General features: G+C 68.0%; 22 protein-coding genes. 4 read left to right on the top strand and 18 right to left on the bottom strand.

Annotation, left to right across the window (positions count from 1 at the left end; all coding sequences use genetic code 11):
• Positions 1-362 precede the first annotated feature (362 nt).
• The 10 genes from E0W80_RS19245 to E0W80_RS17860 form a co-directional block, all read right to left on the bottom strand.
• Positions 363-524: a hypothetical protein gene (locus E0W80_RS19245; protein WP_153243117.1), complete on the bottom strand. Its 162-nt coding sequence runs from the start codon at positions 522-524 to the stop codon at positions 363-365.
• Positions 525-638: 114 nt separating this feature from the next.
• Positions 639-914, bottom strand: coding sequence for a hypothetical protein (locus E0W80_RS17900; RefSeq protein WP_227991843.1), 276 nt, complete (start codon positions 912-914; stop codon positions 639-641).
• 157 nt (positions 915-1,071) lie between these two features.
• Positions 1,072-2,487 (bottom strand): rhamnulokinase family protein, encoded by a 1,416-nt coding sequence (locus E0W80_RS17895; RefSeq protein ID WP_131494382.1) that lies wholly within the window; start codon positions 2,485-2,487, stop codon positions 1,072-1,074.
• Positions 2,484-4,520, bottom strand: a complete 2,037-nt coding sequence (locus E0W80_RS17890) for a bifunctional aldolase/short-chain dehydrogenase (protein ID WP_131494381.1) — start codon at positions 4,518-4,520, stop codon at positions 2,484-2,486. The genes E0W80_RS17895 and E0W80_RS17890 overlap by 4 nt, the downstream gene beginning before the upstream one ends.
• 53 nt (positions 4,521-4,573) lie before the next feature.
• Positions 4,574-5,740 carry an L-rhamnose isomerase gene (rhaI, locus tag E0W80_RS17885; protein ID WP_131494380.1) on the bottom strand — a complete coding sequence of 389 codons (1,167 nt, stop codon included), beginning with the start codon at positions 5,738-5,740 and terminating at the stop codon, positions 4,574-4,576.
• The gene (locus tag E0W80_RS17880; protein ID WP_047524226.1) at positions 5,737-6,099 is read right to left on the bottom strand and encodes an L-rhamnose mutarotase; all 363 of its coding nucleotides are present in this window, start codon (positions 6,097-6,099) and stop codon (positions 5,737-5,739) included. The genes rhaI and E0W80_RS17880 overlap by 4 nt, the downstream gene beginning before the upstream one ends.
• 57 nt (positions 6,100-6,156) lie before the next feature.
• On the bottom strand, positions 6,157-7,188 hold the full coding sequence (gene rhaS, locus E0W80_RS17875; protein ID WP_131494379.1) for a rhamnose ABC transporter substrate-binding protein: 1,032 nt from the start codon (positions 7,186-7,188) through the stop codon (positions 6,157-6,159).
• Between the two features lie 43 nt (positions 7,189-7,231).
• On the bottom strand, positions 7,232-8,287 hold the full coding sequence (locus E0W80_RS17870) for an ABC transporter permease (RefSeq protein ID WP_131494378.1): 1,056 nt from the start codon (positions 8,285-8,287) through the stop codon (positions 7,232-7,234).
• Positions 8,284-9,276: an ABC transporter permease gene (locus tag E0W80_RS17865; RefSeq protein ID WP_047524259.1), complete on the bottom strand. Its 993-nt coding sequence runs from the start codon at positions 9,274-9,276 to the stop codon at positions 8,284-8,286. Before E0W80_RS17865 ends, E0W80_RS17870 begins: the two co-directional genes overlap by 4 nt.
• A 23-nt stretch (positions 9,277-9,299) precedes the next feature.
• A complete protein-coding gene (locus E0W80_RS17860) occupies positions 9,300-10,826 on the bottom strand; it encodes a sugar ABC transporter ATP-binding protein (protein WP_131494377.1) in 1,527 nt (508 codons plus the stop codon).
• Between the two features lie 160 nt (positions 10,827-10,986).
• Here E0W80_RS17860 and E0W80_RS17855 point away from each other — a divergent pair, with 160 nt between their 5' ends.
• Entirely contained in the window at positions 10,987-11,991 is a 1,005-nt protein-coding gene (locus E0W80_RS17855; RefSeq protein ID WP_047524222.1) for a LacI family DNA-binding transcriptional regulator, read from the top strand.
• 20 nt (positions 11,992-12,011) lie between these two features.
• Here the strand turns inward: E0W80_RS17855 and E0W80_RS17850 are convergent, their stop codons facing one another.
• The 4 genes from E0W80_RS17850 to E0W80_RS17835 form a co-directional block, all read right to left on the bottom strand.
• A complete protein-coding gene (locus tag E0W80_RS17850; protein ID WP_131494376.1) occupies positions 12,012-12,647 on the bottom strand; it encodes a DUF1684 domain-containing protein in 636 nt (211 codons plus the stop codon).
• 9 nt (positions 12,648-12,656) lie between these two features.
• On the bottom strand, positions 12,657-13,478 hold the full coding sequence (locus E0W80_RS17845; RefSeq protein ID WP_131494375.1) for a sugar nucleotide-binding protein: 822 nt from the start codon (positions 13,476-13,478) through the stop codon (positions 12,657-12,659).
• A gap of 160 nt (positions 13,479-13,638) precedes the next feature.
• Complete coding sequence (locus tag E0W80_RS17840; RefSeq protein WP_047524219.1) at positions 13,639-14,214, bottom strand: isochorismatase family protein; 576 nt, start codon at positions 14,212-14,214, stop codon at positions 13,639-13,641.
• A gap of 95 nt (positions 14,215-14,309) precedes the next feature.
• Positions 14,310-15,599, bottom strand: coding sequence for a serine hydrolase domain-containing protein (locus E0W80_RS17835; RefSeq protein WP_131494374.1), 1,290 nt, complete (start codon positions 15,597-15,599; stop codon positions 14,310-14,312).
• Positions 15,600-15,696: 97 nt separating this feature from the next.
• Here E0W80_RS17835 and E0W80_RS17830 point away from each other — a divergent pair, with 97 nt between their 5' ends.
• Both E0W80_RS17830 and E0W80_RS17825 read left to right on the top strand, forming a co-directional pair.
• Complete coding sequence (locus E0W80_RS17830; RefSeq protein WP_131494373.1) at positions 15,697-16,008, top strand: DUF2470 domain-containing protein; 312 nt, start codon at positions 15,697-15,699, stop codon at positions 16,006-16,008.
• An 81-nt stretch (positions 16,009-16,089) separates the two neighbouring features.
• A complete protein-coding gene (locus E0W80_RS17825; protein ID WP_131494372.1) occupies positions 16,090-16,737 on the top strand; it encodes a biliverdin-producing heme oxygenase in 648 nt (215 codons plus the stop codon).
• An 11-nt stretch (positions 16,738-16,748) separates the two neighbouring features.
• On the opposite strand, the gene E0W80_RS17820 is transcribed toward E0W80_RS17825, so the two are convergent.
• Positions 16,749-18,134 (bottom strand): AAA family ATPase, encoded by a 1,386-nt coding sequence (locus tag E0W80_RS17820; RefSeq protein WP_165875507.1) that lies wholly within the window; start codon positions 18,132-18,134, stop codon positions 16,749-16,751.
• A 115-nt stretch (positions 18,135-18,249) separates the two neighbouring features.
• Between E0W80_RS17820 and E0W80_RS17815 the strand changes: the two genes are divergently transcribed.
• Positions 18,250-19,320: a hypothetical protein gene (locus E0W80_RS17815; protein WP_131494370.1), complete on the top strand. Its 1,071-nt coding sequence runs from the start codon at positions 18,250-18,252 to the stop codon at positions 19,318-19,320.
• 18 nt (positions 19,321-19,338) lie between these two features.
• Here E0W80_RS17815 and E0W80_RS17810 read toward each other — a convergent pair whose 3' ends face one another.
• The 3 genes from E0W80_RS17810 to E0W80_RS17800 all read right to left on the bottom strand — a co-directional run bounded on the left by E0W80_RS17810 (position 19,339) and on the right by E0W80_RS17800 (position 22,963).
• Positions 19,339-21,351, bottom strand: coding sequence for a cytochrome c oxidase assembly protein (locus E0W80_RS17810; protein ID WP_205802389.1), 2,013 nt, complete (start codon positions 21,349-21,351; stop codon positions 19,339-19,341).
• An 88-nt stretch (positions 21,352-21,439) separates the two neighbouring features.
• The gene (locus E0W80_RS17805) at positions 21,440-21,727 is read right to left on the bottom strand and encodes an HU family DNA-binding protein (protein WP_017203554.1); all 288 of its coding nucleotides are present in this window, start codon (positions 21,725-21,727) and stop codon (positions 21,440-21,442) included.
• Positions 21,728-22,138: 411 nt separating this feature from the next.
• Positions 22,139-22,963, bottom strand: a complete 825-nt coding sequence (locus E0W80_RS17800) for a DUF559 domain-containing protein (protein WP_131494369.1) — start codon at positions 22,961-22,963, stop codon at positions 22,139-22,141.
• Between the last annotated feature and the right edge of the window lie 155 nt (positions 22,964-23,118).

Raw genomic sequence — 23,118 nt, 5'->3', positions numbered from 1 at the left:
CACTGGCCTGTGTTGCGGTACTCGCGGTCCTATGGATTGTCGGAGGCGGTGCACTCGCCTGATCTGTCGCAAGAAGAGCAGCGAGGAAGTCAACGGTGGTCTAGCCTGCGGGTTCGATTGGCCGCCGAGAAACTCTGCGGATCGGAGAGCCCGGTAGATCCACCGCCTGATGTTCCGAGGTCGCAGGCGGGCTGTGGATAGATGTCCGAACTGGTCGTGGAACAGGTCGCCTACGACATCGCGGAATACGCAACTTCTTCAGTCCGGGAAGCGTCCTGAAATCGTGTGGGTGTTCCGGAGTAGCTTCGGAAGTGACACCACTTGTGACTTCCAGAGCGACTCCGGACGTCGAACCCTCGACGCTACGGCAGGTCAGCGAGATCGATGTCGTCGTCCTCGTCGCGCTCCTGGTCTTCCTCATCCTCGGGAACGACTCGATCGTCGTCGGTCGAGGGGATGTCCGGGTCGATGCCTTCGGCCTCGACTTCGCGCTCCTCGTCCGGGTACATCTGAGGGTCTGACATCGCAGTCTCCAATCGCATCAGCGGTGACGCCAGTCTTGCTCTCGAACCCCGTCGCCGACTCCCCGTTGACACGCGACCTGGCGAGGCGCGACAATCCGCCTCGCCAGGCCGTGCTCAGGCGGTGGCGAGCGGCGGTCGGTGCGGGATCGCCACCGGCCTGCGGTCGCGCGCAGGGGCGTGGAAGCGCTGGACGTCTTCCAGCACGTCGGCCGCCGACATGTACGAGGTGGCGAGCGGAAGGTCTCGCAGCCACAGCACGTCCACCTCGACCGCATCCAACTGGTACACGCACGCGACGGTACGCCGGGAATCGTTCGACTCGTAGCGATGGTCGAGGATCAACCACTCGGTCTCGGTGATCTTGCGGAGCTCGAATCGGGGATCGGGCATCGTAAACATCGCAACACTCCAATCAATCAGCCAAAGGCGGTGACCGAGAGGAACGCACGACCCTGCGACCAGGGATCGGAACCCTGCCCGATGGGTCGACGGGCGCCCTTCAGCCCGCCGGAATTCACCCCTATTTTAGGATCCGCCGGGCTGCTCCTCAAGCGCGGACGACCGGGTCGAACCGGCGGACCGGATGGGTCGCGGCGACCAGCGCGCGCAGCTCTTCCAGCTCAATGTCCACGCCCTCCAGAGCCCGCCACTGCACGAGCACGTTCCCGAGAGCGGTCGCCTCGACGGGGCCGGCCAGCACGGGAAGGCCGGCGCGGTCGGCCGTCGCCTGGCACAGAAGCGCGTTGAGTGATCCGCCCCCCACGAGATGGATCACGTCGACCTCTCGCCCCGACAGTGTGGACGCCGTCCGAACCGTCTCGGCGAACGCCGCGGCGATGCTCTCCACGATGCTGCGCGCGAACGCTGCACGACTCGCGGGGACAGCCGCCCCCGCCTCTCGGATCAGCGCGGCGATGCGAGACGGCATGTCACCGGGCGCGCTGAGGGACGGGTCGTTCGCATCGAAGAGCGGCACCTGGTGCGAGACCGCGGACGCCCCCACGAGCAGCTCTGACAGGTCTACCGAGGCACCGTCCTCCGCCTCCCAGGCGCGCACGCTCTCACTCAGCAGCCACAGGCCGGTGACGTTGTGCAGGAAGCGGTATCGGCCGTCGACGCCGCGCTCGTGAGTGAAGTTCGCCTCGCGCGCGGCCTCCGTCAGCACGGGCTCGGTCAGCTCCAGACCGACGAGGCCCCACGTGCCGCACGAGATGTAGGCGGCGGACGGCGAGGTCAGAGGAACCGCGACCACGGCAGAGGCGGTGTCGTGTGAGCCGACCGCGATCACGGGGAGGGTCCTGCCGATCCGCTCGGCGAGTTCGGGGCGGAGCGATCCGATCAGCGCGCCGGGGTCGAGAAGCGGAGGCAGGACGCGGGTCGGGATGCCGATGCGCGTTGCGAGGTCGACGTCCCACTCGCCGTCACCCACTCTGAGCAGCCCGGTCGTCGAGGCGTTCGTACGCTCGGCGGCGCGAACACCTGTGAGCAGGAACGCGATCAGGTCGGGGATGAGGAGCGCCGTGTCGGCATCCGCGACCCTCTCGTCGATCCGGTACTGGTAGAGCGTGTTGAAGGGCAGGAACTGCAGTCCGTTGCGTGCGTAGAGCTCGGGGAACGGGATGCTCCCGTGCACCTCGCCGACGCCGCCCGCGGTGCGCTCATCGCGGTAGTGGAAGGGCTCAGCGAGAAGCTCCCCGCCGGCGATCAGACCGTAGTCCACGGCCCACGAGTCGATGCCGATGCTCTCGATCGCCGGCTCGCGTCGCACGGCCTCCGCCAACCCCTCGAGCACGTTCTTGTAAAGGGCGCCGAAATCCCAGTGCAGCCCGTCGGCACGCTCCACGGACCCGTGGGGGAACCGCGAGACGAGCTCGAGGTCGAGCCTGCCGTCGCCGACGCGCCCGATCATGACCCGGCCGCTGGTCGCACCGAGATCGACGGCCGCGACGGCGCGCACGCTCATCGCAGGAACGCCGCGGCGACGCCGGAGTCGACGGGGATGTGCAGACCCGTGGTGCGACTGAGCTCCGGGCCGGTGAGCACGTAGACCGCGTCCGCGACGTTCTCGGGGACGACCTCGCGCTTGAGGATCGTGCGGTTCGCGTAGAACTGCCCGAGGTCCTCTTCGGCGACGCCGTAGGTCGCGGCGCGATTCGCGCCCCACCCGGAGGCGAAGATGCCCGAGCCACGCACGACGCCGTCGGGATTGATCCCGTTCACACGGATCCCGTACTCGCCGAGCTCGACCGCGAGCAGGCGGACCTGATGGGCCTGGTCGGCCTTCGTGGCGGAGTAGGCGATGTTGTTCGGGCCGGCGAAGACCGAGTTCTTCGACGAGATGTAGACGATGTCGCCACCGAGCTTCTGATCGATGAGCACGCGCGCGGCGGCCTTCGACACGAGGAAAGACCCCTTCGCCATGACATCGTGCTGCAGATCCCAGTCCTTCTCGGTCGTCTCCAGCAGAGGTTTCGAGAGCGACAGTCCAGCGTTGTTGACGATGAGGTCGACGCCGCCGAACGCGAGCACCGCATCGGTCAGCGCAGCCTGGATCGCGTCGGCGTCGGCGACGTTCGCGGCGACACCGATCGCGACATCGGTGCTCCCGAGCTCGGCCGCCGCGGCCTGGGCCTTGGCGAGGTCGAGGTCGGCGATGACGACACACGCACCTTCAGCCGCGAGGCGGGTGGCGATGGCCTTGCCGATCCCGGAGGCGGCGCCGGTGACGAAGGCGATGCGGCCCTGATGTGACTTCGGCTTCGGCATCCGCTGCAGCTTGGCCTCTTCCAGCGCCCAGTACTCGATACGGAACTTCTCGGCATCCGAGATCGGAGAGTAGGTCGACAGCGCCTCGGCACCGCGCATCACGTTGATCGCGTTCACGTAGAACTCGCCGGCGACACGAGCGGTCTGCTTGTTCGCGCCGTACGAGAACATGCCCACACCGGGGACGAGCACGATGAGCGGATCGGCACCGCGGATCGCCGGAGAATCCGCCGTCGCGTGCGCGTCGTAATACGCCTGGTAGTCGGCGCGGTACTCCGCGTGAAGCTCGTGCAGACGGGCGATCTGCTCCTCGACGGACGCCGTGATCGGCAGGTCGAGGAGGAGCGGCTTGACCTTGGTGCGCAGGAAGTGATCGGGGCAGCTCGTGCCCAGCGCGGCGAGGGACGGCGCCTTCTCGGAGGCGAGGAACTCGAGCACCTCCGGGGCATCGGTGAAGTGGCCCACCATCGGACGGTCCGTCGAGGCGATCCCACGGATCGTCCCGGCGAGCGCGGCGGCGCGTTCACGACGCTCTCCCTCGGGCAGAGGCTCGAAACCGGAGCGGACACCGCCGAACGGATCGGCCTCGCCGTTCTCCGCGATGTACGAGGCGGCGGTGTCGATGATCCACAGCGAGTTCGCCTCGGCCTCGTCGGAGGTGTCACCCCAGGCCGTGATGCCGTGCCCGCCGAGGATGCATCCGATCGCCTGCGGGTTCGCGGCCTTGATCTCGGCGATGTCGAGGCCGAGCTGGAAGCCGGGGCGACGCCAGGGCACCCAGACGACCTTCTCCCCGAAGATCGTCCGGGTCAGCGCTTCGCCGTCCGCCGCCGTCGCGATCGCGATGCCGGAGTCGGGGTGCAGATGGTCCACGTGCGCGGCGTCGACGAGGCCGTGCATGGCGGTGTCGATCGAGGGCGCAGCTCCGCCCTTGCCGTGCAGGCAGTAGTCGAACGCGGCCACCATCTCGTCTTCACGCTCGATGCCCGGGTACACGTCGACGAGCGCACGCATCCGGTCCAGGCGCAGCACCGCGAGGCCGTTCTCGGTGAGCGTGCCCAGGTCACCGCCCGAGCCCTTCACCCACAGCAGTTCGACGGGCTGCCCGGTCACGGGATCGATCCCGCTGCCCTTCGCGGAGGTGTTCCCGCCGGCATAGTTCGTGTTCTTCGGATCGGCGCCGAGGCGGTTGCTCCGCGCGAGGAGGTCGGAGGCAGTCGGATTCGTCATGTGAGTCGTTCCTTGGGAGAAGGGTCGAAGATCGAAGGGTCGAAGGCCGGAGCTCAGGCGCCCCAGCCGGCCTGGACGCCGCCCACACGGTCGGCCGCGATCTTCTGCGGGTATCCCGAGGCGAGGTAGGCGGCCATCGGATCGGCGGCGAGCCCGCGGGACTCCCGCCACTCGGCCAGGGCAGGGCGCACGTCGGTGTAGAACGCATCCATGAACACGGCGTTCGCGGCCAGCACGTCGCCCGACTTCTGCGCGGCGGTCAACGCCTCCTGGTCGACGAGCAGCGCGCGTGCGGTCATCTCCTGCACATTGAGCACCGAGCGGATCTGACCGGGGATCTTGTCCTCGACGTTGTGGCACTGGTCGAGCATGAACGCCACGTCCGGGTTGTTCAGACCGCCGCCGCGCACGACCTCGAAGAGGATGCGGAAGAGCTGGAACGGGTCGGCCGCGCCCACGATCAGGTCGTCGTCGGCGTAGAAGCGCGAGTTGAAGTCGAACGACCCGAGCTTGCCGAGACGCAGCAGCTGCATCACGATGAACTCGATGTTCGTGCCGGGGGCGTGATGCCCGGTGTCGAGGCACACCATCGCCTTGTCGCCGAGGGCGCTCACCTGGGCGTACGACGTGCCCCAGTCCGGAACATCGGTGTGGTAGAACGCGGGCTCGAAGAACTTGTACTCCAGCACGAGCCGCTGGTCGTCTCCGAGACGGTCGTAGATCTTCTGCAGCGAATCCTGCAGTCGGTCCTGGCGCCCGCGCAGGTCGGCCTGGCCGGGGTAGTTCGACCCCTCGGCGAGCCAGATCTTGAGGTCGCGGCTCCCGGTCGCGTCCATCACGTCGATGCAGGCCAGGTGGTGGTCGATCGCCTTCCGACGGATCGCGGCGTCCTCGTGCGTGAGGGCACCGAACTTGTAGTCGTCGTCCTGGAAGGTGTTCGAGTTGACGGTGCCGAGCGCCACGCCCAGGTCCTCGGCATACGTCCGCAGGTCCGAGTAGGAGTCGACCACATCCCACGGGATGTGCAGCGCAACGGCGGGGGCGAGTGCCGTGTACTGGTTGACCTGCGCGGCATCGGCGATCTTCTCCCAGGGGTCACGCGGGGTTCCCGGGGTGCCGAAGACCTTGAACCGGGTACCGGAGTTGCCGAACGCCCAGCTGGGGAGCTCGATGCCCTGCTTCTCGAGGACGGCGAGGTTTTCAGGGGAGAGGATGCTCACGATGTACTGCTTTCGTTGTGGAGACCGGAGGTGGGGAGCTGGTCCTCGAGGTGGAACACCTCGGGAAGTGTGGGAGCGGCCTGGTCCGGCCTGCCGTCGAGACCGACGAAGAAGCGGGCCATCTCGGCCTCCCACCGGGCGGCGATGGGCGACGCGGCGAGATACGCCTGAGCCGCGTCGTCGTCGTCGGTCTCGTAGTACCCGATGAGTTCACCGTCGGGCGCGAGGAAGAGCGAGTAGTTGCGGCGTCCGGCCGCCGCGATCTCGGCGAGCATCTCCGGCCACACGGGCGCATGACGCTCGCGATACTCCTCCAGAAGCTCGGGTCGCACCTGGAGCTTCACGCACACGCGCATCATCCCTGCCTTTCTGTGAACGCCCGGTCGACACCCTGCCGACCGGGCATTCGATGATCATCAGAAGTCGAACTCACCGATGTTGTCGGCGTCGAACACGAACGGGTCGCCGAGCAGCACGACGCCGTCGTCTCCGACCGTGTACTCGCCGAGGTCGCCTGCGGTGAAGGTGTCACCCTTCTCACCCGTGATGCCGCCCTCGATGAGCGCCTGGGCCGCGAAGGCCGCCAGATAGCCGAGGTCTTCCGGGTTCCACAGCGCGAACGACGTGACAGTGCCGTCCTCGACGTACTCGCGCATCTGGTTCGGGGTGCCGAGACCGGTCAGCGAGACCTTGCCCTTGTAGTCCGAGGTGGACAGGTAGCGGGCCGCCGCGGCGATGCCGACCGTCGTGGGCGAGATGATCCCCTTCAAATCGGGGTGCGTCTGCAGCAGCGCCGCGGTCTTGTCGAACGACGTCTGGTCGTCGTCGTCACCATAGACGGTCTCGACGAGGGTGATGTCCGGGTAGTCGCTGACGAGGTAGTCCTCCATCAGGTCGATCCAGGCGTTCTGGTTCGTCGCGTTCGCCGAGGCGGAGAGGATCGCGATCTCTCCGGCACCGCCGATCTGCTCGGCGATCTGGTCGACCTGGACCTTCGCGATGCCCTCGGAGTCCGCCTGGTTGATGAAGACATCGCGGCACTCCGGGTTGGTGTCGGAGTCGAAGGTGACGACCTTCACGCCGGCGTCGCGTGCCTCGTTCAGCGCGTCGCAGATCGCCTTCGGGTCGTTCGCCGAGACGACGAGCGCTCCGACGCCCTGCTGGGTGGCCGTGTTGATGTAGCTGACCTGTGCGTCGGGAGTGGCCTCGGCCGGTCCGACCTCAGCGAACGTGCCGCCGAACTCCTCGACGGCCGCCTTGCCACCCTTGCTCGACGTGTCGAAGTAGGGGTTTCCGAGGTTTTTGGGCAGGAAGGTGATGGCGAGGTTGCCGTCGCCGCCGCTGTCGCCGCCGTCGTCACCGCCGGTGCTCGCGCATCCGGAGAGGGCGACCGCTGCGGCCACCGCGAGGGCGGCGACCGCGGTCACACGCTTGCGTGCAAACATCATTGTTCTGTTCCTTTCGTGAGGTGCCGCGAGTGCGGCGTCGGCGTCATGAAGCTGTGGAGGTGGCGCCGGTGGTCGAACGCCCTGGTCTGCGCCGGGCCTTCTGCAGCCAGGCGAGGAAGCTCGCGGCCACGACCGAGACGATCAGCAGGGCGCCGGTGATGATGTTGATCACATCGGAGGTCACGTTCATCAGACGCAGCGCACTGGCCAGCGAGCCGATGAGGAGCGCGGCGGCGACGACCCCGTAGATCTTGCCCCGCCCGCCGAACACCGACACACCGCCGAGGACGACCGCGGCGATCACCTGCAGCTCCAGGCCGGTGGCGTTGTCACCGCGGGCGCTGCCGTAACGGAGCGTGTAGAACACCCCGGCGAACGCGGCGACCAGTCCGGAGAGCGCGAAGAGGATGAACTTCGTCCGCTCCACGTGCACGCCGGAGAATCGAGCGGCATCCTTCGCCAGGCCGATCGCGTACACGCCACGTCCGAAAGGCGTGTAGTGCAGCAACAGGATGAACGCCACCAGCAGGATCAGGAACGGGATCATGACCGCCGGAACCGTCGTGCCCGCGATCTTCGCCTTGGCGAGGTCGGTCCAGAACTCCGGGAACTCGGTGACCGCCGCCGTGCCGAGGAGGCCGACCGCGAGGCCGCGGAACAGCGCGAGCGTTCCGATCGTGACGGCGAGCGACGGCAGCCCGACCACGGTCACGAGGAACCCGTTGAAGGCTCCGCCGACCAGACCCACGAGCAGCGCAGCGAGGGCCGCGACTTCGAAGGGGATCCCACCCTGGACCAACGCGCCGGTGACGACGCTGGAGAGGCCGACCATGCTGCCCACCGACAGGTCGATCTCGCCGGTGATCATCACGAGCGTCATCGGAAGGGCGATCAACAGGATCGGGGCGATGTCGAGGAGCAGGTAGGTGAGAGTGATCGGCTGACCGAAGCCGCGGACCGTGCTCGCGGAGACGATGACGACGAAGAGGAGCAGGGCGACGATCGCCATCTCCCTGGTGAGGAGGACACGGCGCCAGAGCGGCTTGTCGAAGTCTCGGATGATCCGGGTGGTCGTGGTCGTCGTGGTCGCGGCGGTCATGACTGGTCCCTCGCTTCGATGAGCCGTCGTTTCTGCCGGACGGCGAGGACGCGGTCGAGCACGATCGCGCCGATGATCAGGAGGCCGACGACGGCGCGCTGCCAGAAGTCGGGGATGCCGAGGATGGGGAGAGCTCGGTTGATCGTGAGCAGGAGCACCGCACCGATCGCCGCGCCCCACACCGAGCCGATGCCGCCCGTGATCGCGACGCCACCGATCACGGCCGCCCCGACCGCATCGAGCTCCCACCCGGCTCCGGCCTGCGAGTTGATGGTGCCGTAGCGGGCGGCGTAGAACACTCCGGCGAGCCCCGCGAGAGCACCGGACACGACGAAGGCGGTCAGCACGCGGCGCGTGACGCGGAGGCCGTACAACTCCGCTGCTGCCGGATCCGAGCCGATCGCGTAGTACTCGCGGCCACCGCGTGTGTTCTTCATGTACCAGGCGGCCGCGGCCAGGACGATGAGGGCCACGATCGTGAGGATCGGGATGCCGACGAGCTGCCCGGTGCCGAGCGCCAAGAAGTCCTTCGGCATGTCCGAGGCGTTCACCCGGTCACTTCCGGTCCACAGCACGTTGATGCCGCGGTAGGCGTAGAGCGTGCCGAGGGTGATCACCATCGCCGGCACCTTGGCGAAGGCGACCAGCGCGCCGTTGATGAGTCCGAGGAGAGCTCCGAACACGACCGCGGCCACCACGACGATCACGATCGGAATGCCGGGGACGTCGATGAACAGGCGACCGGTGAGGTACGCGGTGAGTCCCATGACCGAGCCGACCGAGAGGTCGACGTTGCGCGTGATGAGGACGATCGCCTGCCCGACCGCGACGAGCACGAGGATCGACGGCGTGAGCAGCAGGTCGCGCCACCCGTCAGGGCTGAACAGGAAGTTCGAGTTGTTCGTCGTGGCGGCCACGATCACGAGCGCCAGGGCGAGGAGGATTCCGAACTCCCGCGCCCGGCCGAGCGCGGAGAGCCTCTTCGTCATCGAGGAGACGGGGATTGCGGTGGTCACGAGGAGAGCTCCGATGCGTGCGTCGCGGCGTACATGACGTTCTCGGAAGTGGCCTCCGAGCGGGCGATCTCTGCGGTGATCCGCCCCTCGCGCATGACGAGGACGCGGTCGGCCATTCCCAACACCTCCGGAAGCTCGGACGAGATCATGAGGATTCCCATGCCCTGCCCTGCGAGCTCGGAGAGCAGCCGGTGCACCTCGGATTTGGTGCCGACGTCGATCCCACGGGTGGGTTCGTCGATGATGAGGACCTTCGGCTGCGTGGCGAGCCACTTCGCGAGGACGACCTTCTGCTGATTGCCGCCGGAGAGTGTGGCGGCAACGGTGTCGAGGGCGTGCGTCTTGACCTCGAGCCTGGTCGCCCACTCCCGGGCGGCACGGTTCTCCATTCCGGCGGTGAGGAACCCCAGCTTCGCGAGCTGGCGGCGGATCGAGAGGGTGATGTTGCTGCCGACGCCCGATTCGATCACGAGACCTTGCTTGCGGCGGTCTTCCGGCACGAGCGCGAGGCCGGCGCGCATGGCGTCGGTGGGACGACCACGCGGGATGGGCACGCCCTGCATCGTGACCGCGCCCTCGCGGTAGGGGTCGACCCCGAAGACGGCACGAGCCACCTCGCTGCGCCCCGCGCCGACCAGACCGGCCAGGCCCACGATCTCCCCTGCGCGCACGGTGAAGGAGATGTCGTGGAAGACACCGGGGCTGGTGAGGTTCTCGACTTCGAGCAGCGGGGCGCCGACGGTGGTCTCCTGTTTGGGAAACAACTCGGTCACCTCGCGGCCGACCATCTGGTGCACGATCTCCTCGACCGAGGTGTCGGCGATCGCGCTGGTGGCGATGTAGGCACCGTCGCGCATGACCGTGACGGTGTCGCAGAGCGCGAACACCTCGTCGAAGCGGTGCGAGATGAAGATGAGCGCGCGGCCCTCGTCGCGAAGACTGCGCGCGATCGTGAAGAGGCGCTCGACCTCGACACCGGACAGCGCGGCCGTGGGCTCATCCATGACGAGCAGACTCGCGTCGAGGGAGACGGCCTTGGCGATCTCGATGACCTGCTGGTCGGCGATCGACAGACCTTCTGCCGGACGATCGGGATCGATCGTCACGCCGAGTCGAGTGAAGAGGCGCTCGACCTCGTGCCGCATGGCCCTGCGGTCGATGCGCCCGAAGCGCCCCGTGGGCTGTCGACCCATGAAGATGTTCTCGGTGACGGACAGGTCGGGGAAGAGCGTCGGCTCCTGGTAGATCACGGCGACGCCCGCGCTCTTGGACTGCGCGGTCGACGTGAAGTCCACGTCTTCGCCATGGAAGCGGAAGATCCCGCCGTCGCGCTGGTAAAGCCCTGCGACGATCTTCACGAGGGTCGACTTGCCCGCACCGTTCTCGCCGACCAACGCGTGGATGGATCCGCCGTCGACGGAGAGAGTCCCGGAACGGAGAGCGACCACCGCACCGAAGGACTTTCGGATGTCGCGGAGTTCGAGCGCCGGCGGAGAGCCGGGAGCCCCAGAGGGAATCGTCATTGATCGGACCTAAACTGCAGGATCATCCCTGCGGATTGAATCGTTTTAAAGGATGGCGCATCTGTAAGTTACGACCCTCGGTGACCTGCTGTCAAGTCATGGGATGGTCGATGGTACGTTTCAGGGACAGGTTTCGCGGTCCCGCGGGAAGGAAGACGCCGTGGTCGTCAGTGTTCGAGATGTCGCTCTCGCCGCATCCGTCTCCGTCGGGACCGTCTCGAATGTGCTGAACCATCCGGACAAGGTCTCCCCCGCCACGGTGGAACGCGTCACGGCCGCCATCGAGAAACTCGGCTTCGTGCGCAACGATGCGGCCCGGCAGCTCAGAGCAGGCCACAGCCGCTCGATCGGCCTCGTCGTGCTCGATGTGCGCAACCCCTTCTTCACCGACATCGCCCGGGGCGCGGAGGAACGCGCGGCCGAGGCCAGGATGACGGTCATGCTCGGCAACAGCGATGAGAAGGCGGAGCGCGAGCGTGCCTATATCGACCTGTTCGAGGAGCAGCGCATCGCCGGTCTCCTCATCTCCCCCCTCGCCGACGACCTCCCGCGTCTGCGCCGCCTGCGTGACCGAGGCACGACCGTGGTGCTCGTCGACCGCGAAGTCGCCGACGAGAGCTTCTCGTCGGTCTCCGTCGACGATGTCGGCGGCGGCTACCTCGCCGTGCAGCACCTCGCGGCCCAGGGGCGACGACGCATCGCCTTCGTCGGCGGGCCGATGGGCATCCGCCAGGTGGTCGACCGTCTCGAGGGAGCGAGCCGAGCGGCCAACGAGGCCGGAGTCTCGCTCGAAGTCATCCTGACCGATTCCCTGAGCGTGCTCGCCGGTCGTGCCGCGGGCGACGCCCTCAGTGCCCGTGCGCCGGAGGACCGTCCCGATGCCGTCTTCGCCGCGAACGACCTGCTCGCGATGGGCGTGCTGCAGGCGCTCATGATGCGGAGCAGCATCCGGGTCCCCGACGAGATCGCCCTGATCGGATACGACGACATCGACTTCGCCGCGGCGGCCGTCGTCCCGCTCTCGTCGATCCGCCAGCCCGCCGAGCTGATCGGCTACACAGCCGTCGACCTGATGCTGCGCGAGGCAGGCGGCAAGTCCGATCCCGAGCGCGTGGTGTTCCAGCCCGAGCTCGTCGTGCGCGAGTCGACCGCGCGACCGGCCTGAGCGACGTCCGAAGCGAGGGATCAGGCGCTGTCGACCCCGTACATCTCCCCCACCGGGATCGGCACCGCCGTCACGTTGCCGGGTTGCGCGAGCGGGCAGGCCCAGGCGGGGTCATAGGCGCAGGACGGGTTGTAGGCGAAGTTGAAGTCGAGCACGATCGTCCCGCGCTCGGCATCGGATCCGAGGTCGGCTCCCTTGATCGTGTCGATCAGATAGCGGCCACCGCCGTAGGTGCCGCCCGGGCGCCCCGCGAGGGCGTCGCGCACCGGGATGAACAGCCCGCCGCCGTAGGACGTGAGCCGCCAGACGTCGAGTGATCCGGCGTCCGGGATCTCGACGCGACCCACGCGCTCGAAGGGCACGACGCCGTCGGTGCCGGTCGCGAAGTCGAAGCCGCCGGGGTCGGCGGGGAGGACCGGCAGCTCGAAGCGCCACTCCGGGTCGTACGAGGCGATCGGCAACCCCTCGAACGCAGAACGATCCTCGGCGAGCAGCGGCGTCGCCGGATGATGCAGCATGAGCTCATCCCGTTCGATCCGCCACAGCTCATGTGCCTCCTCCGGCGAATCGGAGAGACGCACGGCGGCGTAGAGAGCGAAGACGCGGCGGCGCCAGTCGACGACCTCGGCAGCCGTCCGTGCGAGTGTGTTCGTCATCCCCCCAGGCTACGGGCGCGGCGTCGAGTCCTCGGCGAGCATCTCGGCGTATCCCGCTTCGAAGGTCGGGTACTCGAGGTGGCCCAGCACGGATCGCAGCAGCGTCCCGTCATAGACGACCCCGCTCGGACCGCCGGACGCCACATCCGGCGGCACGTCCACGCCCAGCTTCCCGGCGATGAACGCGACGACCTCGGCGAGAGGTGCGGGCCGCTCGTCCACCGCGTGCAAGAGCGGCGGCGGATCCTCCATCCGCACCAGCAGGTCGAGCGTCCGCACCAGATCGACCTCATGGATCCGATTCGTACGCCGGGCGTGGTCGACGGCAGCGCCCTCGCGCACCTTCCGCAGGAGGAACTCCCGACCCGGCCCGTAGATCCCCGCGGGGCGCACGATCACGGCGGAGAACAGCGCGACGGCCGCCTGCTCCCCGTCGTACAGCTCCTGTGATCGCGCACTCGTCGGTGCGGGGACATCCTGTTCGGTCAACGGATGATCTGCCGCAGCTCCCTCGAACACTCCCGTCGACGACACGAACACGGTGCGCGCCGGCAGCACGGGCAGTGCGTCCCTCAGATTCGTCAACGCGGTGCGGTACCCCGAGCTCACGCCGCTGGGCGGCAGCGTGATCACCATCGCGTCAACGACCGGAAGGGGCGAATCGAGCGGATGAGACGGATCGGCGGAGAGTCCGATCACGCCCGCCGGCAGGGAACCGGTGCTCCGCCGCAGGGCGAAGACCTCGCCGTCGTCGGCGAGGAGACGTGCGGCGAGTCGCGCGCCGAGCTTCCCGTATCCGACGAGGAGCGTGCGACGAGGTACCGGAGTCATGGGGCTGACCAGCGAACGGCGAGCGCGGGCAGTCCGCGGCGATCGTGCTGCAATGGACACCCTCCGAAATCGTCGTCGCGCGAGTCGGTTCACGTAGGGCCACTACCGTACCGGATGGGCGTGATCACGGAGCACCCGACCGATCCGACGCACGTCCTCCTCAGCGAGCGGCCGCAATCCCCGTGCGATCGCTCGTGCGGATGATCGTCGCGAATCCGCGAGCGGCGAGGATGCTCTCGGTGCGACGCATGATGTCCTCGCCCGAGACCGCGGCCAACGGCCCCGAGGCCGGGATCGCGGAGGTGGTCGTCGCGTCCGTCACGAAGTCCACCTCGTAGCCGAGATCAGCGGCCGCACGAGCGGTCGTCTCGCAGCATTGCTCCGTCCGGATGCCGCATATGACGACCCGTCGCACGCCGGCGCTCCGCAACCGCTCGTCGAGATCCGTCGAGAGGAAGGAGTTGATCGTGGTCTTGGTGACCGCATCCTCCGAGTCGAGGGGACCGAGCTCGTCGATCACCCGCACGAACCCCTGCGCGGGGTCGAACACGCCGCCGGAGCCGGGCTCGGAATGAGTGATCCACACCACCCGCTCACCACGCCCGCGGGCGTCGGCGACCAGGAGGGCGATGTTGTCGAGCACGGCGGGGTTGGCGGTCTCCGCCCAGTCGTCGGCGCGAGCACGGAAGGACTCCTGCGCGTCGATGACGAGCAGGACGGTGTCGGAAGAGGCCATGCGCCCCATGCTCGCCGGGATCCGCCCCCGCGCCAAGCCGCTGCACGGACAACGACCGAACGGTTTCCGCCAGTGTCACCCTCGTGCGGCGGTGGTCACTCCGCAGGCGGCTCGACGCAGGTGATGGCAGCGTCCGTGATGGACTGGTGGTACTGCTCCGCGGTGAAGGGGAGCCCGAACTCCGGCGCGGTCTGCCCGGACGCAGCCGGCGCCTTCGAGGCGATCGCCGCGAGTTCCCACGAGAGCTGCTGCGCGAAGCGCGACCCCGCCGTCGAGTCGTTCAGCACGACGGCGATGGTGAACCCGGTCGCCGGGTCGGAGTACGCCGAGGTGGCATAGCCGGGGACCCAGCCGTGCTGGCCGATCATCGACCCCACGAGATAGGCGCCACCGGTGGCCTGGTACCAGGAAGGACCGTCTTCCGCGGCCGGCAGCGGGGAGCCGAAGCGCGCCGGCTCAGCGTCGGCACCACGCAGCGCGTCGCGGGCTTCGGCCTGGATGTAGCGACCGAGGTCGTCGATGGTCGAGACGGCGCCGGAATCGGTGAATCCCGAGCTCGACGAGATCGTGGTGATGTCGTTGGGGGCGGCGCAGGTGAATCCACCCTCGACCGCGGGGAGGAAGTGCCCCTTCATCGGGTCGTCACCGGGAGCAGCCGGAGCGGGGCCGGGGAGCGACGTGGCCGTGAGCTCGAGCGGGTCGGTGACGTACTCGGCGATCAGCTCGGACGCGGTCATCCCGGTGGCGCGCTCGAGGGCGAGGCCGAGCAGGAGATACCCCGCATCCGAATCGCGGAAGGTGGTGCCCGGGTCGACACGAGGGCGCGCCAGTCCGTAGCCCGCGAGCTCCAGCGGCGCCCAGATGCGGTCCGGTGTGTTCAGCAGAGCGCTCTTGGTGGTCGGCTCGGACGAACCGGCGCCGCTGGTGCCGTTGCACAGGTCGAGGAGCGTGACACCCTGTTCCCGCATGTCAGCGACCCCGGAGACGTAGTCGGCGACGTTCGCATCGAGTTCGAGCGTTCCCTCATCGGCGAGGGCGTAGAGCACGTCGCACGCCATCAGACGCGTCACGTCGGCGATGCGGAAGGACATGTCGGTGGAGACCTCTCCACCGCCGTCACGGTCCTGCGTGCCGACGGCGGTGACCCAGCTGCCGCTCCACGGCACCCAGACCCCGACGATCGCCCCGGTGGCCCCGGAAGCGACGAGCGCATTGTCGACCGCGGCCTGCATCGAAGCGACCGTGTCATCGGGCAGAGCGCCGTCGACCTGAGCCGGTGGCGTGTAGCTGAAGGAATCCTCGGATGAGCATCCGGTGAGGACGAGAGCGAGCGCGGCCGCACTGGCCGCAGCGGCACGCCAACGGCGCGACGAGAGAAGCTGCATGAAGGAACCCCCGAGGATGTATCTCCCGAGTCTAGAACGCCCTTCCTGAAAGACGGCATCGCGCCGGGCGCCTTTGCGCGCACATAGGGTGAGAAACGTGCCCCACTTCTTCGATGCCGACGTGATCGCCGCTGTCCTGCGCCACATGAACGGTGACCACACCGATGACAACCTCTTGATCGCCCGCGCCTTCGCCGAGGGCTCCGCCGACGTCACCGCCTCCGTGATGACCGGATTCGACGGCGACAGCGGCGTCTGGGAGATCACCGTCGACGGCGAACCCTCCGAACTGCGCGTCCCGTGGCCCGGCGGACCCATCACGGATCGCCCCGCTGTGCGCCGCGAGGTCGTGGCGCTCTACGACGAGGCCTGCGCGCGCCTCGGGGTCGAGCCTCGCCCGCACGCCTGAACGACTCGGACGCGGCCCGTCCCACATCCGACTCGGCACCGCCACTACCGCCCGAGGTAAGGCAACCCTTACACTAGGCACATGCCCGAGATCCTCTCCTTCTCCGCCGCCCTGCGCGAGCGCTCGTCGGGATCGCACTCCCGCAGCGAGACCGCCGGCTTCATGTCCGACCTCCTGAAGGGCGAGGGCTCCCGCGAGGACTACATCTCCCTCGTCGCTCAGCACTACTTCATCTACGAAGCGCTCGAAGGAGCCGGCGAGCGCATGCGGCAGGATCCGGTGGCGGCGGTCTTCCTCAGCGACAAGCTCACGCGGCTCCCCGCACTGGAAGCCGACCTGGAGTTCCTGCTCGGTAGCGACTGGCGCGAGCAGATCGTGCCGCTGCCCACCACCGTGCGCTACGTCGAGCGCATCCGCCAGGTGGGTGCCACGTGGGCGGGCGGCTTCATCGCCCACCACTACACCCGCTACCTCGGCGATCTCTCCGGCGGGATCTTCATCGGCCGGGTGATGGCCCGTCGGTTCGGCTTCGAGACGAACGGCATCGGGTTCTACCTGTTCGACGACATCGCCGACCCGTCCGCATTCAAGGACGTCTACCGCGAGCAGCTCGACGCCGCCCCGTGGGACGACGCGGAGCGTGAGCGTGTGATCGACGAGGTGCTCCTCGCCTATCGATTCAACACGGAGCTCTTCGAGGACCTCGACCGGGCCCGCGCCGCCGCCTGATCCCTCTTCCGTCAGGTCTTCGGCAGCTCGGGCGTCGATGCCGCCAGCCAGGCGTCGCGCATGAACCGGCGCACGTCTTCGTCCACCCGGATGTCCCGTGGCCGTAGGTCGCGTGACAGGTACAGGCCGTCCAGGGACGTCAGTCGACTCAACGCCACGTACGTCTGCCCCGGCGCGAACGCCCCGGATCCGAGGTCGATGATCGCCCGCTCATACGTCTTGCCCTGCGACTTGTGGATCGTGACCGCCCAGGCGAGACGCAGCGGGAACTGGGTGAATTCGGCGACCACGTCGCGGGTGAGTTTCTTGGTGTTCTGGTCGTAGGCGTAGCGGAAACGCTCCCACACGGCAGGCTCGACGTCGACCTCCTCGCCGTCGATGTCGACGCGCACAGCGCTGCCGAGGATGCGCGTCACCGTGCCGATGGTGCCGTTCACCCAGCGCGGCGGCTCGCCGGACATGGCGGTGTCGTTGCGCAGGAACATCACCTGCGCCCCGACCTTCAGCTTCAGTTCGCTCTCGGCGGGCAGGGCGGCTTCACCGCGTCCGAAGTCGCCGCTCACCTCGGCCCGCGCGGTCTGCTCCTTGCCGGGCAGCGCACTCAGGTGCTGGCTGTTGATCTTGTTCACGATGTCGTTGCGCGTCGCGAGGGTGATCATGGGCACCTCGCCCGGCTCCGGCTCCGGGGGCGTGCGTCGTCCCTGCGTGTTCAGCACGCCCGCGATCTCCGCCGTGACGCGGCCGTAGCGCACGGCGTTGAGCATCGATTTGAAGCCGTCGTCGGACTGCCGGTGGATCTGCACCAGCTCCCGCACGTGCAGTTCGGCACGGGTATCGACCTGGAACAGCCCCTCCTGGTCGGAGAGCCCCGATCCCCCCGCCCAGACCTTGGCATCGAAGAACCAGAACGAGCGGTAGTGGTCCTGGACGTAGCGGGCCTCGTCGCCGCGGGGCGGGACGGGAGCGAGCTGGTAGGGGTCACCGAACATGACGACCTGGACACCGCCGAAGGGTTCCCCCCTGCGCCCCCTGGCCTGGCGCAGGGAGCGATCGATCGCGTCCATCAGGTCGGCGTTGACCATCGAGATCTCGTCGATCACCAGCGTCTCGATGGCGTTCAGGATGCGCCGGGTCGCGTCGTTCTGGTCGATGTCGGCGTCGCCGATCAGACCGATCGGCAGACGGAAGAGGGAGTGGATCGTCTGGCCCTCGACGTTGAGCGCCGCGACGCCCGTCGGAGCGCAGATGGCGATCTGCTTCTTCGTGTTCCAGGCGAAGTGCTGCAGCAACGTCGACTTCCCGGTGCCGGCGCGACCGGTGATGAAGACGTGCTCGCCGGTGTCCTCGATGAGCCGGAACAGCTCTTGCTGCTCTTCGGACAGGGCGGGAAGGGACACGGCACTCACAGGGGCAGTGGACGGAAAACGGGGCGCCACCCATGCTATGTCCCGGCATCCGCGCCCAGCCGCCGACGCTCGGCGTCCCCCCAGGACGCACTCCTAGACTGGCGCCATGGAGCGGGCCAGGTCGAGCGCGCCCCGGCGGTCACGCCTGGGCGTCGATCTCGCGATGCTCGTGGTGGTCGGGCTCATGCTCGTCGCAGCGATCGGCGCCGGAGGTGCCACGCTGTATCAGCAGTTCTACGGCCCGTCCGCGTTCGTGACCCGCTACCTCGACCTGCTCTCCTCCGGCCGCGCCGCAGACGCACTCCGGGTGCCCGGCGTCGCGATCGACCGCGAGATCCTCGAGGAGTCCGGCATCAACCCGGCCGCGTCCGAGGCCATGCTGCGCCGCGCCGCACTCGCACCGCTGACCGATGTGAAGGTGGAGTCGGAGGAGCAGGCCGAAGGCGGCACCGCCGTCACGGTGAGCTACGAGGCGAGCGGTCACGCCGGCACCAGCACCTTCCTGATCGAACAGGACGGCTGGGCGGGAGTCACCCCGAACTGGCGCTTCGCGGAGAGTCCGCTGGCCGTCGTCGAGCTCACGGTCCGCGGCGTGGACCAGTTCGCCATGAACGGCTTCGAGGTCGACCGACGGCAGGTGTCCGCAGCGGGCGCCGAGGCCGACGCGATCGAACCGCTGCCACTGCTCGTGTTCACCCCGGGACTGTACGCCGTGACGGTGGACACCCCGATCGCGACGGCCTCCGGACACGGTGTGCTCGCGGACACCCCGCTCGCCGTCACGCCGCTCGATGTGCAGACCACGCCGACAGACGAATTCGTCGAGGTCGTGCAGCAGCGGGTCGAGGAGTTCCTCACCGCGTGCACCACGCAGGACGTGCTCCTGCCGACCGCCTGCCCCTTCGGCCTGCGGGTCACGGACCGCATCTCGTCGCCGCCGAAGTGGTCCATCGCGACGCAGCCTCAGGTCACGGTCACGCCCGACGGCGGACAGTGGCAGATTCCCACGACCGATGCCGTCGCGCACGTCGAAGTCGAGATCCAGTCGCTCTTCGACGGCTCCATCGACCCCGTATCGGAAGACGTGCCGTTCCAGCTCAACGGCACCATCGCGATCCTGCCCGACGGTTCCGCGTCCATCAAGATCGGCTCACCGGGCGAACCTCCCGTCGACTGACGGATTCACCCGCGGGCCTCAACGCCTCTCGCGCTCCTCGCGACGCTGGTCCTGAGCGGCGAGCTCGGCCAACTTGGTGTTGTACTCCTCGAGTTCCCTGTCTCCGGTGCGATCCGCATGCCGGTCGCGCCGACGCTGCAGCTTCGTGTCGCTGCGGCTCCACTGGATCGCGACCGTGATGGCCAGGATCAAGGTCGGGATCTCGCCGATGGACCAGGCGATGCCGCCGCCGACGTACTGGTCCTGCAACGGATCGGCCCCCCAGTCACGGCCCATCGATCCGAACCACTCCGCGACCATCAGCCCCTCCTGCATCATGATCGCGATGCCGAAGAAGGCGTGCATCGCCATGACGGCGATCAGCGTGATGAGACGGCCGGGGTAGGGAAGTCGGTACGGCACCGGGTCGGCACCGATCAGGCTCATCACGAACAGGTAGCCCGAGATCAGGAAGTGGATCACCATCCACTCATGACCGATGTGCTCGACCATCGCCCACCGCACCAGGTCGGTGAAGTAGAACGCCCACAGCGACAGGATGAAGATGGCCGCGGCGACGAACGGATGGGTGACGACTCGGGCGAACGGCGAATGCACGGCCCACATGATCCACTCGCGCCCACCGCGCGTACCGTCGTCGCGCTTCTGGATCGCGCGCAGGGCGAGTGTGATCGGTGCGCCCGAGACCAGCAGCAGCGGGATGGCCATCGACAGCATCATGTGGCCCATCATGTGGATGCTGAACAGGTACTCCTGGTACGCGTTGAGCGGGCCGCAGGTCACCCAGAAGAGCATGAGCAGCCCGAGCACCCAGAAGACCGTGCGATGGATCGGCCAGCGATCTCCGCGCAGACGCAGGCGCCGGACGCCGGCGAGGTAGAAGAACAGGCCGAAGGCCGCGACGACGATCCAGAGCACATCGAAGTCCCACGCCGTGAACCAGCGTTCGAGCGTCAACTCGGGCGGCAGCGTCGACCCGGTGAGGATCTGGGCGGGCGTCTGCGCGAACGCGGCGACCTCACCGGTGGGAGGGGGCGTGCGCGCGAGCGCAGCAGCGGCGCCGGACGCGAACCCCATCAGCGCGACTTCGCACAGGACGAGGAGCCAGAACCAACCCGCCGCACGCTGTCCGGCGAGCTTCGGGATGAGGCGAGCGCGGTACCAGGCGCCGAGCAGCCCCATGCCGCCCAACAGCGCGGCTTTCGCGAGCACGATCCAGCCGTATTGTGTCGTCCACAGCGCGTCCCAGCTTCCGACGGCCACGATCGACCGGGTAAATCCGGAGAAGGCGACCACCGCGAACGCCGCGATCGCGAGGGAGGAGTAGCGTCCGACGAGTCGAGCGGTGTCGACGTCACCGCGCCCGCGGAGCAGCACGAGGAGCAGGAGCCCACCCAGCCAGACCGCGGCACCGACCGTGTGCAACAGGATCGAGTTGACGGCCATGTTGTGGCCTGCGAGGTCGCCCGCGTGCCCCTGCGTCGCGAGGGGGATGAAGGAAGCCGCGGCGAGCAGTGCGGTGATGAGCGTGGGCGTCCACGAGCGCCAGGCGAAGGCGAGCACCGTGATGACCGCGCCGAAGATCGTCGTGATGAGCCAGGACTGTCCCAGAGGCAGCTCCAACAGGAAGCGGCCGAGCTGCGTGCCGAACTCCCGCTCGATGCTGAGCTTCGGGTTGAAGGCGGCCATGAACGCGAGGAACCCGGCGAGGCCCGCGGAGACCGTGAAGACGGCAGCACCGACGGAGGCGATGTTCAGCGCCGCGTCGAAGGAGCGCTCCCCCGCGCGCAGACCGAACAGCGCGAGGACGAGAGAGCCGAGCATGACGGCGGCCGACATGTTCATCACGAGTTTCGCGAGCGGGGTGCCCCAGAGCACGATCGGCCCCGGATCCTGCAACAGCGGTGCATCGGCACCGCCTCCGACGACGAGCGCCACCACCAGGGCCACCAGCGCGGCGACGAGGAGGATGACCACCCCGGCGATTCGATACGCCGAAATCCGACTCGTCGACTCGCTGCGGGAACTCACCCCTCCAGCCTAGGCGCGCCGGGAGGGGCGAAAGCACGAAGGCCGCTCCCGTCGGAACGGGAGCGGCCTTCGAAGAGGTGCGGTCTGCTTACTTGACGGCAGCCTTGAGCTTGGAGCCAGCGGTCACCTTGACGCGCTTGCCGGCCGGGATCTTGATCTCGGCGCCGGTCTGCGGGTTGCGGCCCGTGCGAGCAGCGGTGTCGACCTGCTCGAAGGAGATCCAGCCCGGGATGGAGACCTTGCTGCCCTTGGCAACAGCGTCGGAGACCGTGGCGAACAGCGAGTCGAGGACACCGGAGACGGTGGCCTGGCTCTGGCCCGTGGCGCTAGCGATGCTCGCGACGAGCTCGGTCTTGGTGATGGACTTGTCAGCCATGTCATCCTCCAGCGACGAGATCCCGTCGCATCGTTGTGGGTATCGGGGCGGGTGCCCCTGGTCTAGTGACCGCCTCGAATGTATCAACGACCACCCACATATCCGCGTCATTTCGCGGGTTTTGGGCAATTACTGGGCGTGTCGCGTCACATTCGTCACTCCAGTCACAGTTTTGGGGAGCTCACGCGGTGCGCGCGCGGGCTGACGCAGAACTCTCGGGGTGAGGAGAACTCTCGCTGGTGAGGAGAATTCGCGGGATGAAGGAGCAGTCGCAGGGTGAGGAGAACCCGCGGGATGAAGGAGATCTCACGGAATGAAGGACCAGATGCGGAATGCACTCCTTCATTCCGTGAGTTCTCCTTCGCAACGCGAGGCGTGAGTCCAAGGAAGCAGGCGATCAGGAGAGGGCGATCAGGAGAGGTGGGCGCCCTGCGCCACGGCCTCCATGATCACGGACTGCACCTCAGACCAACGGTGCATGACCTGCTCGTAGCTGAAGCGCAGCACGCGGTAGCCCCGGAGGACCAGCTGCGCGTCGTGAGCGATGTCCTTGTCCCGCTGCTCCCCGGTGTGGGTCGCACCATCGATCTGGATCACCAGTCGATCACCGATGAGGAGATCCACCCGCCGGTCGAGGCACCAGGCTTGTGGCAGCATACGGAGCCCCAGCCAGCGGAGCCGATGGATCACGATGGTCTCCAGCCCCGAGTCCGCGAACGGTCGCGCCCTCTCGAGCAGCGCTCGTGCCGGCGCCGGAAGATCGAGGCCACGGAGGCGCGCGGCATCGACGTACCCCTTGTTCATGGCCGACTCCCAGATGACCAGGGCGGTCTCGAACGGCTGGCATTGCGCGATCACGGCCAGCACGTTGAGCAGTTCATCCACCGTCGCGTCGGGGGGACGAGGGACCACCGGTTTCGACCAGTGCACGACGACCTGGGACGGCACCCGGATCCGCGCCGCGTTCGGGCGGGCAGCGACGTGCAGTGGCGTCTTCTCCGGAATCCAGAGTCCTCGCCTCTCCGCCGCCGTGACACAACTGAGCACGACACCGTGAGCCGCCGCCCCGACGATCTGGGGGTCGGCATCCGGCAAGGCCACCCACCCCTGCCGCACGGTGACGACCTCGAGACGCTCCTTCGACCGCCGGAGCGAGTGCGCACTCACCCCGGCCGCGCGCAGAGTGCGCACCCGCGCGACCCCTCCACGACGCCACAGCTCATCCACGGGATCCATCGGACGATCCTGCCTCCAGCGGGCGCGCGCACGCCGCCCGATCACCGGCAGAAGGGCAGAGCTCGATCGCCGAGGCTTCGGTGCAGGAACAGACCCCTGAAGGAGATCTCACTGAATGAAGGAGTGGATCCAGCGTTCGCTCCTGCAATTCGCGA

It is taken from the genome of Microbacterium sp. PI-1 (genome assembly GCF_004337555.1).
Taxonomy (GTDB): Bacteria; Actinomycetota; Actinomycetes; order Actinomycetales; family Microbacteriaceae; genus Microbacterium; species Microbacterium aurugineum.
Note: the sequence above shows the minus strand (reverse complement) of the source record. Positions and strands in the feature narration are given on the sequence as shown.

Coding starts and splice junctions, on each gene's coding strand:
- E0W80_RS17800 (WP_131494369.1), bottom strand. CDS start 22,963: ATGGATCCCGTGGATGAGCTGTGGCGTCGTGGAGGGGTCGCGCGGGTG.
- E0W80_RS17895 (WP_131494382.1), bottom strand. CDS start 2,487: ATGAGCGTGCGCGCCGTCGCGGCCGTCGATCTCGGTGCGACCAGCGGC.
- E0W80_RS17845 (WP_131494375.1), bottom strand. CDS start 13,478: ATGACTCCGGTACCTCGTCGCACGCTCCTCGTCGGATACGGGAAGCTC.
- E0W80_RS17840 (WP_047524219.1), bottom strand. CDS start 14,214: ATGGCCTCTTCCGACACCGTCCTGCTCGTCATCGACGCGCAGGAGTCC.
- E0W80_RS17865 (WP_047524259.1), bottom strand. CDS start 9,276: ATGACGAAGAGGCTCTCCGCGCTCGGCCGGGCGCGGGAGTTCGGAATC.
- E0W80_RS17870 (WP_131494378.1), bottom strand. CDS start 8,287: ATGACCGCCGCGACCACGACGACCACGACCACCCGGATCATCCGAGAC.
- E0W80_RS17815 (WP_131494370.1), top strand. CDS start 18,250: ATGGAGCGGGCCAGGTCGAGCGCGCCCCGGCGGTCACGCCTGGGCGTC.
- E0W80_RS17890 (WP_131494381.1), bottom strand. CDS start 4,520: ATGACGAATCCGACTGCCTCCGACCTCCTCGCGCGGAGCAACCGCCTC.
- E0W80_RS17835 (WP_131494374.1), bottom strand. CDS start 15,599: ATGCAGCTTCTCTCGTCGCGCCGTTGGCGTGCCGCTGCGGCCAGTGCG.
- E0W80_RS17825 (WP_131494372.1), top strand. CDS start 16,090: ATGCCCGAGATCCTCTCCTTCTCCGCCGCCCTGCGCGAGCGCTCGTCG.
- E0W80_RS17850 (WP_131494376.1), bottom strand. CDS start 12,647: ATGACGAACACACTCGCACGGACGGCTGCCGAGGTCGTCGACTGGCGC.
- rhaS (WP_131494379.1), bottom strand. CDS start 7,188: ATGATGTTTGCACGCAAGCGTGTGACCGCGGTCGCCGCCCTCGCGGTG.
- E0W80_RS17805 (WP_017203554.1), bottom strand. CDS start 21,727: ATGGCTGACAAGTCCATCACCAAGACCGAGCTCGTCGCGAGCATCGCT.
- E0W80_RS17880 (WP_047524226.1), bottom strand. CDS start 6,099: ATGATGCGCGTGTGCGTGAAGCTCCAGGTGCGACCCGAGCTTCTGGAG.
- E0W80_RS17860 (WP_131494377.1), bottom strand. CDS start 10,826: ATGACGATTCCCTCTGGGGCTCCCGGCTCTCCGCCGGCGCTCGAACTC.
- E0W80_RS19245 (WP_153243117.1), bottom strand. CDS start 524: ATGTCAGACCCTCAGATGTACCCGGACGAGGAGCGCGAAGTCGAGGCC.
- E0W80_RS17900 (WP_227991843.1), bottom strand. CDS start 914: ATGCCCGATCCCCGATTCGAGCTCCGCAAGATCACCGAGACCGAGTGG.